Annotated in this window: 9 protein-coding genes; 8 read left to right on the top strand and 1 reads right to left on the bottom strand. The window is 42.6% G+C overall.

What is annotated here, in order from left to right:
• Window positions 1–254 precede the first annotated feature (254 nt).
• Complete coding sequence (locus tag SNR28_RS16145) at window positions 255–467, top strand: hypothetical protein (protein ID WP_375753691.1); 213 nt, start codon at window positions 255–257, stop codon at window positions 465–467.
• A 171-nt stretch (window positions 468–638) separates the two neighbouring features.
• On the top strand, window positions 639–3,803 hold the full coding sequence (locus tag SNR28_RS16150; RefSeq protein WP_375753692.1) for a DUF748 domain-containing protein: 3,165 nt from the start codon (window positions 639–641) through the stop codon (window positions 3,801–3,803).
• Between the two features lie 102 nt (window positions 3,804–3,905).
• Here SNR28_RS16150 and SNR28_RS16155 read toward each other — a convergent pair whose 3' ends face one another.
• Entirely contained in the window at window positions 3,906–5,396 is a 1,491-nt protein-coding gene (locus SNR28_RS16155; protein ID WP_375753693.1) for a UxaA family hydrolase, read from the bottom strand.
• 311 nt (window positions 5,397–5,707) lie between these two features.
• Here SNR28_RS16155 and SNR28_RS16160 point away from each other — a divergent pair, with 311 nt between their 5' ends.
• Genes SNR28_RS16160 through SNR28_RS16185 form a run of 6 tightly spaced genes read left to right on the top strand, consistent with a single transcriptional unit; the run spans window position 5,708 to window position 11,668 of the window.
• Window positions 5,708–7,144, top strand: coding sequence for a tagaturonate reductase (locus SNR28_RS16160; protein WP_375753694.1), 1,437 nt, complete (start codon window positions 5,708–5,710; stop codon window positions 7,142–7,144).
• A gap of 43 nt (window positions 7,145–7,187) precedes the next feature.
• Window positions 7,188–8,180, top strand: a complete 993-nt coding sequence (locus SNR28_RS16165; RefSeq protein ID WP_375753695.1) for a C4-dicarboxylate TRAP transporter substrate-binding protein — start codon at window positions 7,188–7,190, stop codon at window positions 8,178–8,180.
• Window positions 8,181–8,236: 56 nt separating this feature from the next.
• Complete coding sequence (locus tag SNR28_RS16170; RefSeq protein ID WP_375753696.1) at window positions 8,237–8,767, top strand: TRAP transporter small permease; 531 nt, start codon at window positions 8,237–8,239, stop codon at window positions 8,765–8,767.
• A 2-nt stretch (window positions 8,768–8,769) separates the two neighbouring features.
• Window positions 8,770–10,056, top strand: coding sequence for a TRAP transporter large permease (locus SNR28_RS16175; RefSeq protein ID WP_375753697.1), 1,287 nt, complete (start codon window positions 8,770–8,772; stop codon window positions 10,054–10,056).
• Window positions 10,057–10,068: 12 nt separating this feature from the next.
• The gene (locus tag SNR28_RS16180; RefSeq protein WP_375753698.1) at window positions 10,069–11,013 is read left to right on the top strand and encodes a sugar kinase; all 945 of its coding nucleotides are present in this window, start codon (window positions 10,069–10,071) and stop codon (window positions 11,011–11,013) included.
• Window positions 11,014–11,041: 28 nt separating this feature from the next.
• Window positions 11,042–11,668 carry a bifunctional 4-hydroxy-2-oxoglutarate aldolase/2-dehydro-3-deoxy-phosphogluconate aldolase gene (locus tag SNR28_RS16185; RefSeq protein WP_375753699.1) on the top strand — a complete coding sequence of 209 codons (627 nt, stop codon included), beginning with the start codon at window positions 11,042–11,044 and terminating at the stop codon, window positions 11,666–11,668.
• Window positions 11,669–11,689 lie beyond the last annotated feature (21 nt).

Consider the following 11,689-nt stretch of genomic DNA (forward strand, 5'->3'; position numbering starts at 1 on the left):
TTTGGCTTTCTTATTTTTAAGAAACAGAAAGAGTCTCTGTTATATGGGTAAATTAATATTTTTGTCATAAAAGTATGAGTTAAATAACTGATTAAAAAATATACAACTTGTGTCATTTACACAATATTTCTTAAACTGATGGCTGTGTTTTTATTCGGAAAATCATTAATAAGTTAGTGTTTTGTACTGTTTTGACGTATTTCAATTCACTTCCTATGGTTAATTACCACTTCAAAACCATGGGGATATATCTGATGAAAAGAAACAGTAAAGGCTATCGCTTGCAGTTGATCAAAGAGACCGTGGAGAGGCAGCGCCGCAGGCAAAGCGAAGACCCCATGACACAGCATATTGACCAACTATTAACTGACCGCCCAGAGATAAAAAACGATCTCACTTCCCATCATTTTGCCGGGCACCACTTTGATCAAGAAGTCGGTGGTTGGGTGAGTGATCGCTGGCACTAACGCCAATCTCTTCGCCTAGATAGAAGCGCCTTTATAATGAGGCGCTTTTTTGATCCCATTTTAGGCTATTCGCACTAGTCTCATCTCTCTGTATCAGATATGTTTTTATTTATTAGGGATATGCAAAATCGATCACCCTTGGTGTCGATGAATAATAAGAGAAAGAATCTCATGAAAACGATGCTGACTGCTGCGCTTGCCCGCTTTAAATCTACTCATAAAGCCATTCGTGTTACTACCTATTTAACGGTTACTTATCTTACGTACGCACTTATCGTTGGGCTTATTTTACCTGCGGTCATTGTAGCGAAAGCACCTGAGAAACTAACAGAGTTTCTTGGGCGTGATACGACAGTGACTGAGGTCCGAATTAACCCCTTCTTGTTAAGGGTGGAGATTAATCAGTTTTCGATAGCTGAGTCTGATTCAGATAAAGCAGAGGATTTTTTCTCTTTTCAGCAAATTAAGACGGAACTTAATTTCTGGGAGAGCTTGCTTAATCTGACTCCAACCCTTGAGTACTTTTTTCTGACAGCACCAGAAATCAACCTCGCCCGACTGTCCAGAGAGGGTGATATAGCCCGTTTTAACTTTAGTGATATTCCTCAACATATTGCGTCACAACAAACTCAGGATGTAGATACAGTTGAACCATCTGTAGAAGAGCAAGGCGATACAGAAATTTTTGGATTTAAAGCGCACAAGATACAGCTACAGAGCGGTAAAGTTGCGTTTCAAGATGAGATTACGGGGGCTTTACTTGGATACAGCAACATCGCAATCAGTCTTGATAACCTGGACACGAGGGCGTTTGTTTTCCAAATCCCTGATGGCGAGAAATACGCTTCTGCACAAATTCGTTCTGAAGCAAATGCATACTCGTTCTCCCTTGCTGGGAACGATGGTAGCAGTTTGGATATAAACGGGCAGTTTCAGCTCAATAAGCTAGAAGTATCGGGAGATGTCCAGTTATCGAATCTTCAACTTTCTCCTTTCTGGCCACTAACGGAAAAACTGATAGAAGCGGAATTAAGCAGTGGCGACATTGATCTTTCTTCGCGTTACCACCTTTTACAACAAGATGAGCAATTGCTGTTTAAATCACAGGATGGTCAATTTGCTCTAAACAACCTGACGTTTAACCATAACCAGGAACCGAAGGTTAAGTTAGCTAACCTGACACTGAAAGACATCGCAGTAAGTACCGCAAATAATAATGTGGATATCGATGCCCTGACGCTTGAAGGTCTATGGGCAAACTCAGTTCTGACTGATAAAGGTATCGACCTTCAAAACTATTTTGTGCCGAATGCACAAACTGAAGAAAACACTACAGATCAGCCGGACAATCAAACTTCCCGAACTGATTCAGAGCAACAGTCATCTGCTGCATCTGAAGATAAACAATGGCTGGTAACTCTAGACCGTTTTGATATGCAACAAACGGACATTAATGTTCAGGAAAGTATGCTTTCAAACGGAGTGTTCTGGCGTATTTATCCCCTGAACTTCAGCACCGGACCAATTGTTAGCGACTTAAGTCAGCCAATTGAGTATCAGCTTGCTCTGGACATCAGTTCCGCATACCAAAAACAACCTGAAGGTTCCAAAGGCAGTTATACAAGCTCCGGGATCTTTGATGCCAAAGAACTTGCCTTAAAGAGCAAAATGCAGCTCACTAAATTGCAGTTGAAGCAGTTTCAACACTATCTTGATCCTCACCTGAATATTCTTATCAACAAAGGAAACGTGTCTGTTGGTGGTGATATTGAAGCAGATGCTACAGGTAAACTTGTTTACCAGGGCCAAGGTTCTGTCGACCAATTGTTGATTAAAGACAAAGTTCAGAATGATCCATTGGTTCAATGGAAAAAGATGTCGATAGACTCCATTAACTTCAGCACCGTAAAAAACGCGCTGAAGATAAACACCATTTTGTTTGATGAACTTTACTCCAAGATCGTGATTACGAAAGATCAGCGAACCAACGTTGACGAGTTGACGAAATCTGAGTCGGAACCCGAACAGCCTGAAAATGCGGAAGCCAAATCTAGCAGTAAAGCAGAAGTCAGTGATGGCTCGGCTTCTCAACAGGCTGGCTCTCCTGCAGTGTCTCTGGATATCGCCCAAGTTAAATTTAAAAATGGCTCTGCGTTTTTTGCTGATTACTCGTTAACACCGAATTTTGCATCAGGTATCGAGCTACTTAATGGTTCAGTTAAGAATATTTCTTCAAACCCAAAAACAAGAGCTGCCGTCGATATCGAAGGGAAAATCGATAAGTACGCACCTGTTGCTCTAAAGGGAGAGGTCAATCCATTAACCCAGCCTCCATATCTGGATTTAAAGTTCAGTGTTGATAGTGCTGAATTGACTTCTGTTAATACCTACTCTGGTACGTATGCAGGTTACTTTATTGATAAAGGCCAACTGTCGATTGATGTGAACTACAAGTTAGAGAACAACATACTTGAAGGCAAAAACCATGTAGTGGTTGATCAACTTACTTTAGGTAAAAAGAGCGATTCAGATCAGGCAACCAGTTTACCTGTAACGCTAGCGGTAGGGCTGTTGAAAGACAGTGACGGTGTGATTGATCTTGGATTTGGTGTCTCCGGTGATGTAAATAGTCCCGACTTTAGCTTTGGTGGCGCAATTGCCAAGGTGTTTGTAAATATCATTACCAAAGCCGTAACCGCGCCATTCTCGTTACTAGCCGATTTAGTTGGCAGTGATGAGGATCTGGACTTTGTTGATTTTGAAGCCGGTGTCGCAGTACTGGATAGTGCTGGGAAAGAGAGATTGTCGAAATTGGCTGAAGCGCTGACGACTCGTCCGAACTTGACTATCAGCGTTGAAGGTTCAGTATTGGCTGCAGAAGATGCTCGTGTGCTGGCTGAAAATAGCCTGCACAGTAAGCTCCAAAAAGCGAGTGGATTGGAGCAGTTACCGGAGAACCTAAGTGCAAGCCGGGTTAGTGAAACTCCAGAGTTAACGAAAGCGCTTGAGCAGCTGTTCAGAGATGAACTTAAAGCCGATCTGCAGCAAGAGAGGGAGAAAATGGCAGCCCAACTTGCAGAAGAAAATCCGTCAGAGGAGGCAGTAGCGCCAGAGCTTATCGAAGAGGCTCTTCATATAAGTATCTACAACCAGCTAATTTCATCCCAGAACATTACTGATAATGATTTGGGTATACTGGCGCAATCAAGAGCGAAAGCCGTTAAAACCTACCTTGTCGAACAAGAGATGGATCCTGGCCGGGTTTTCATTTTGGACAGTAAAGCTAACCTGAAGACAGAACAAAGACAGGCGCTAATGACGATAGATGCGGAGTAGTGATGAGTACGTATTTGGTATAGCTTGTTTAGAATATCCCCGCTAATCGGGGATATTCTTCGTTTATGAGCTTTGAAGTTGATCTAATAACAGCAAAGCGATTTATAGAGTTACACCAGATTTAAAAATTGCCAGTTCTCTAATCTCGTTTATTTCATTCTTTGTTTGGGTACCGCTAGCAATATCACAAACTAAATCAATAAATTGGATTAACAGTTCTTGCATTTCAACTCCTTCAATCAGCTGACCAGCATTAAAGTCAATCCAGTGTTTTTTCTTTAGTGCAAGCTCAGAGTTCGTCGCTAGTTTTACTGTGGGAACAAATCCGCCATAAGGTGTACCGCGACCTGTGGAAAATAGAACCATATGACACCCGCTTGCCGCAAGGGCCGACGTCGCCACTGCGTCATTGCCGGGAGCACTTAACAAGTTCAGTCCCTGTGTATTTAATCTATCTCCATAGTTGAGAACATCGACAACAACACTAGAGCCGGCCTTTTGAGTGCAGCCCATTGATTTATCTTCTAGTGTTGAAATACCGCCTTTTTTGTTACCTGGAGAAGGGTTCTCATAGATAGGCTGATTATGTTCGATAAAGTACTGTTTGAAGTCATTAACCATTGAAACCGCTTTATCAAAGGTTTTCTTGTTTACGCAGCGCTCGAATAAAATATGTTCTGCCCCAAACATCTCGGGTACTTCGGTTAGGACGGAAGTTCCACCTTTTTCTATCAGATAGTCTGAGAATAAGCCCAGTAATGGGTTAGCAGTGATTCCTGAAAGGCCATCTGAACCGCCGCATTCGAGCCCGACTTTGAGTTGGCTTATCGGTGTCTCTGTACGCGTATCATTTTTAATGTTTTGGTAAATGCTCTTTAGGTGGTTAACAGCAGTCTCAACTTCATTGTCTTCATTTTGAGCAACCATGAATTTGACCCTATCTTCATCGAACTGGCCGACGAGTTCTTTAAATGGGCCTATCTGGTTATTTTCGCATCCAAGACCAATGACCAGAACACCACCTGCATTAGGGTGGTGCACCATGTTTGATAGAATCTTGCGGGTATTTTCATGATCGTCTCCCAATTGAGAGCAACCATAATTGTGTGGAAACAGATGTACACCGTCACACTCTATATTCTCTAACTCAGACATAAATGCTTTTATGGCTTGTTTTGCAATCCCGTTGACGCACCCGACTGTCGGAATTACCCAGATTTCGTTTCTGATACCAACGTTTCCACTCGCTCTTTGATATCCGAGAAAGTGTTTGTTTGCCAGGTTAATAGCATCAAGATTTGGGAAATCAGGTTTGTACTGATATTCATCAGTACCAGATAGGTTTGTTTTTATGTTGTGGGTATGGAGCCATGTTCCTTTGGAAATGGTTTCTGTCGCATGACCGATAGGGCTCCCGTATTTAATAATGTCGTCATTTATCGCGATGTCTTTTATTGCGATTTTTCCTCCACGGGATATGTCTTCCTTTAAGGTAATGATTGTATTGCCTAAATGGAGTTGCTCTCCCTCTTTCAGGCTCTCCAGACCGACTACAACATTATCAAGATCATTAATTTTTATGAATTTGCTCATGGGTATCTCTTTACTAAGTTACCCCGTCCGACATTTGTAATAGTAAGTTTGTTTTGTATTTTAAGCAATAAAAAACACTTTAAAGATAGAGTTACTGTACTAATTTATACCTAACTGTCATTTTTTGTCGGGGTATATAGAGTAAAACTGGTTTTTAAGAAATAAAAAACATTTAAAGTACAGTTAAAAATGATCGCACACACGTTTAAGACTCTTTTTTAATTAAAACGAGTTTAATGCACATAGACTCAACTCCATCGATAACACACCTGTCCGACAAACAGAGAAGAATATCGTCTAAGGAACGAGGAATGGCGCAACAATTACAAAGAATAAATTCGGATCATAAGTCTTATCCGGAAAAGATAATTCAGTTTGGTGAAGGGAATTTTTTACGCGCGTTTTTTGACTGGCAGGTTCAGTTATTAAACGAGCAGACAGACTTTAACTCGGGCATTACGGTGGTGAGGCCAATTGATGCGGGATATCCAAAACTGGATACGCAAAATGGCTTATACACAGCTCTTATCCGAGGCATCAATGAAGATGGTCACAGTGTATCTGAACCCAAGCTAATAACGTCAGTTAACCGCGAGCTATTTGCATACGGTGAGTTTGAAGAAGTATTAAAAGTCGCCGAAAACCCTGAGCTTGAATGGGTCGTTTCAAACACGACTGAAGCGGGTATCGAATACAAAGAGAGCGACAAAATCTCTGATATTCCACCATCGACATTTCCTGCGAAGTTAACGCTGTTCTTGTTACGCAGATTTGAAACGTTCAATGGTGATGCGAGTAAGGGCCTTATTCTTTTACCTTGTGAGTTGATTGACTACAACGGTGAAAAGTTAAAGCAGACGATCAATCAGTATGCGGAACTGTGGCAGTTAAGCGACGAATTTAAAGTTTGGTTAAATAACAGTAACACCTTCTGTTCGACACTGGTTGACAGAATAGTGACAGGTTATCCAAAGGATGAAGTTGAGCAACTAACAGAATCATTGGATTATCAGGATAACTTTATTGCGGCTGCTGAATATTTTTATTTGTTTGTGATCCAGGGACCTAAGTGGCTGGAAAGCAAACTGAAACTTCAGCAGTGTCCACTCAACATTAAAGTCGTTGAAGACATCAAACCTTACAAGGAAAGAAAGGTCGGCATTCTGAATGGAGCGCATACCGCTCTTGTTCCTGTCGCTTATTTAGCGGGTCTGGATACCGTTGGTGAGTCAATGAATGACAGTGAAATCTCCAAATTTGTTCAGACATTATTAGATGAAGAGGTGATACCAACACTATCGATGAACAAAGAAGAGCTGACGGAGTTTAAGGACAGCGTAATTAAGAGATTTGAAAATCCTTACATAAAGCATTACCTGATATCAATTGCACTGAACTCATTAACAAAATTTAAGACGCGTTTGCTACCGCAATTGATGACTTATATTGAACAAAATGAACAGGCTCCTAAGAGATTAAGCTTTAGTCTGGCCGCACTGTTTTGTTTTTATCAGGGTAAAAGAGGGGAAGAAGATATTCCTCTGAACGATGAGCCCGCACTACTAGATAAGTTTTCGACCTGGAAAGAAGTAAACAGTGATACCTCTGACTCTGTTTATCAATTCCTGGCTATGGAAGAACACTGGGGAACTGATTTGGCTAACAAAGCAAATCTGCACTCTCTGGTTAACGAATATGTTAACAGAATAGAGACTCTTGGAATGCGTGAAGCGCTGAGATCTTTATAATTGTGACATTAAAATAATACCTACTGATAATAAAGGGATACCTATGAATACCTTACCTACTGGAATTAAGAAGCTATCTGCCGTTGTTGGTCTGACTCTTGGAATGAGCTTCGCAGCACAAGCTGCAACGGAAATTATGATTGCTTATGGCAACCAGCCTGGCGAGCCAATTGATCAGGCAATGCACTATTGGGCAGAGCAGGTGAAAGAGAAATCGAATGGCGATATCGTTTTCAACCTTTTCCCATCCAGCCAGTTAGGCAGTGAAACAGAAGTTCTTGAGCAGGCTAAATTTGGCGCGAATATTATCGCAATTGCCTCTTATGGTTATCTGATGGATACCATTCCAGATTTCGGTGTTATCAATGCTCCATACATCACACAATCTTTTGAGAAAAAATCTAAATTGATGAAGACGGAATGGTTTACAGGTCTGACCGATCAGCTAGCAGATAAAGGCTTGCAGATGGTTGTTCCAGATGTGGTATATGGTACGCGTCACCTTCTTTCTAACCACAAAGTAGAAAAACCAAGTGACCTTAAAGGCGTAAAAGTTCGTGTTCAGCACTCTCGTCTAATGGTTGCAACAGTTGAAGCAATGGGTGGTGTACCAGCGCCTATGTCACTTTCAGATGTTTACCCAGGGCTTTCACAAGGTGTGATTGATGGTGTAGAAAACCCTGCCGTGGTTCTATACGGTGGTAAATTCCATGAAGTTGCTAAAAACCTGAACATGACAGGTCACATCAAGATGCTTTCTCCTTTTGTTGCAGGTACCACTTTCTGGAACCAGCTGACTCCTGAACAGCAGAAAGTGATCACTGATACTAGCCGCGATATGGTGAAGTATGGTGCGACGCTAATCAACGATTTGGAGCAAGATGCATTCGCTAAGTTGAAAGCGGAAGGTGTTCAGGTAAATGAAGTGGACGCCGCGGCATTCGCAGAGTCTGCAGGCGATGTTGTTCAGGCAGCGTTCCCTGAATGGTCACCAAACCTTTATAAGAACATTCAGACTAAACTTGCAAAAATGTAGTCACAAACAAGGGCTCACTATTAGTGAGCCCTTTTCTGGCGCAATTGGAGACAATAATGCATTCACAAACTTCTTTAAAGAGTACTGACCAATCTGTTGCTAAGACGCTAGTTCGGTTCGTTGATAAAGTAAGTCATTTAGACGCAGTAGTAGCATCTGTACTGCTTGCCGTCATTGTTATGTTGATGGGGTATGGCGTAATTACACGTTACGTGTTTAATGCACCAAGCTCCTGGGTAGAAGAAGTCTGTATTGCTTTATTTATCTGGATGACATTCATGGGAGCGAGCGCTCTTATGAGAAATGATGAAGTTGTTCGGATTGATTATCTGGTCAGAAAGCTTCCGGTAAAAGCAGCTAATTTTATTGACGGGCTTTTAAGGCCAGTACTAGTGATGGTTGCTATTGCGTTTATGATCTACTGGGGTTTTAAATTGTTACCTCATTCTCAGGTACGTTTTACGCCTGCTCTCAAGATTCCTTATATTTACATTTATGCTGCGGTACCTATCAGCGCATTATTTATGGCCTATCACCAGATACGTCAGATCTACTTTTTCTTTAAGCCTGACAGTGAGGAAGTGTAAACATGTCAGTGATTATTCCTATTTCTGCGTTGTTGCTGCTTTTCGCCATTGGTATACCCGTTGCGTTTTGTATTTTTCTGGCGACACTGAGCTATTTTCTGATTAACGATCATCTACCAATGATGATTTTGATTCAACGGCTTGCTGGTGGTCTTGAATCCGTTACTTTACTCGCTATTCCATTCTTTGTTATGGCTGGTGTGTTTATGAACCATTCTGGTATCAGTAGCCGACTACTGAAATTCAGTGAAGTACTGACCGGGCATATGAATGGTGGCTTAGCACAGGTTAACGTGGTGCTGAGTACTCTTATGGGTGGGCTTTCTGGTTCAAACATTGCCGATGCTGCGATGGGCTCTAAGTTGCTCGTTCCCCAGATGGTTGCTCGTGGTTATAGTGCTTCCTTTTCATCGGCAGTTACTGCTGCATCTGCTTTGATTACCCCTATTATCCCGCCGGGTATTGCACTGATTATCTATGGATACGTTAACAACGTTTCCATTGGGAAACTCTTTCTGGCCGGTGTTGTTCCGGGCATCATGCTTTGCCTGATGATGATGGCTCTGGTTTCAGTTATATCGAAGAAGAGAGGTTACGCACCAATTCGAGAGAAAAGAGCTTCCGCGAAAGAGGTTGCAGTCTCCGCAAAAGATGCGTTTCTGGCTCTATTACTTCCGGTCATCATCATCGGTGGAATTCGATTTGGCGTGTTTACACCAACCGAAGCTGGAGCTGCCGCTGTATTGTACGCGCTTGTTTTGGGGATGTTCATATACAAGGAGATGAACACCAAGTTGCTTTGGGATGCAACGAAAGAGTCGGTGTTATCCGCAGCTAACGTTCTGCTCATCATCTGTGTTGCTGTTGGGTTTTCAAAGTTCCTTACCTGGGAACGCGTACCTCAGAACCTGGCAATGTGGCTGACAAATGCAGTGGAAAGTCCCTTCGCCTTCCTGCTGCTGGTAAACGTGTTCTTACTTATCGTTGGTATGTTCCTCGAAGGAAACGCAGTAATGATAGTGTTGGCACCCTTACTGGCGCCTGTTGCAAAGTCGTACGGCATTGATCCAGTACATTTCGGAATCATCTTCATATTTAACAGTGCAATAGGTACGGTTACACCACCATTGGGAACGGTCATGTTTACCACCTGTTCAATAACGAAAGTAGCGATTGAAGACTTTGTTAAAGAGATCCTTCCATTCTGGCTGCTTCTAATTGTTGCTTTGATCCTTATTACGTACGTACCGACAATCTCTATTGGCTTGCCAAATATGGTGTTTGGATAATAGGGCATATTGATGAAAAAAATAGCAATCATCGGGGAGTGCATGATTGAGCTGAACGGAGAACCGTTTGGCTCGATGAATCAGACTTTTGGTGGCGATACCTTAAATGCTGCGGTGTACCTGTCACGCTCTTGTTCGGAAGGCGTTGAAATTCAATACGTAACGTCAATGGGCACAGATGCCTTGAGTGAAGGAATGATACAACGATGGCAGCAAGAAGGTGTCGGTACCGACCTAGTTCTTCGTGATAATGCGCGTTCCCCTGGGCTTTATCTCATCCAAACCGACGAAACAGGTGAGAGGACATTTTTGTATTGGCGAAACCAGTCAGCAGCTAAGTATATGCTTCGTCACCATGACTTCGGAGAAGTAGAAGCGGCGCTTAGAGAAATGGATATGATTTTTCTAAGTGGCATCACACTTGCCATTTTAGAACCCAGTGACAGGAAAAGACTGATAGCACTCCTTGCAGAGCTGTCATCAATGGGTACGGAAATCGCGTTTGATAGTAACTTTCGCCCCGCATTATGGCCTGATGACGCGAATCAAACCATTCAGGAGAGTTACAAGGCTTTGCTGGAGTTTTGCTCATTGGCTTTAATTACGCTGGATGATGAACAGGCAATCTGGGGAGATAAAACTTATCAGGAAACTCTCAACCGTTGTAAGCGTTTCGGCACCCAAAAAGTGGTTGTAAAGATGGGAGCGAATGGTTGTGTATATCAAGATTTCTCTCGACACAAAGAGCCGATATCGGTTCCCACGGACATTGTTCGCAACGTAGTGGATACGACTTCCGCAGGCGATTCTTTTAATGGTGGTTTTCTAGCATCTTATCTGACTGGTAAAGACATGAGAACCGCATGTGTGAATGGCAATGCCCTCGCTGGGATCGTAATCCAACATCGCGGTGCGATAGTCTCCAAACAAGAAACAGACATGCTTATTAAAGGCTAATCACCAGTTTGACACATAAGGATAATTCATGAGTTCAATTTCACAACAGCTCAAACAGTTCAGAGTTGTACCTGTTATCGCTGTAGATAACGCCGAGGATATTCTGCCCCTTGGTAAAGTTCTGGTAGAAAATGGTTTACCTGTAGCTGAAGTTACGTTTCGTTCAGATGCAGCGGCTGAAGCCATTCGCTTGTTAAGAGATGCTTACCCGCAGATGCTTATCGGGGCAGGTACGGTTCTGAACCGAGAGCAGGCTATTGAAGCAAAAGAAGCTGGAGCGACCTTTGTTGTTTCACCTGGCTTGAACCCAAATACCGTAAAAGCTTGTCAGGAGTTGGGAATCGAGATCGTACCAGGAATCAACAACCCGAGTGGTGTTGAAGCCGCACTCGAATTGGGTATCAAAACCGTTAAGTTTTTCCCGGCTGAAGCTTCTGGTGGGATTCCTATGATTAAGTCTCTGCTAGCTCCATATACTGAAATTGAGATTATGCCAACGGGCGGGATCAATGCTAAGAACATCTGTGACTACCTTTCTATTCCTAGAGTCGTCGCATGTGGTGGCTCATGGATGGTGGATAAAGGCATGATAGCGCGAGGGGAGTGGGAACAAATTGCCCAACTGACTCGTGATGCGGTTGCTTTAGTGAAGTAAACAACATTGGGTTTATAGTCG

The organism is Vibrio iocasae (assembly GCF_042245395.1).
GTDB classification, from domain to species: Bacteria; Pseudomonadota; Gammaproteobacteria; order Enterobacterales; family Vibrionaceae; genus Vibrio; species Vibrio iocasae.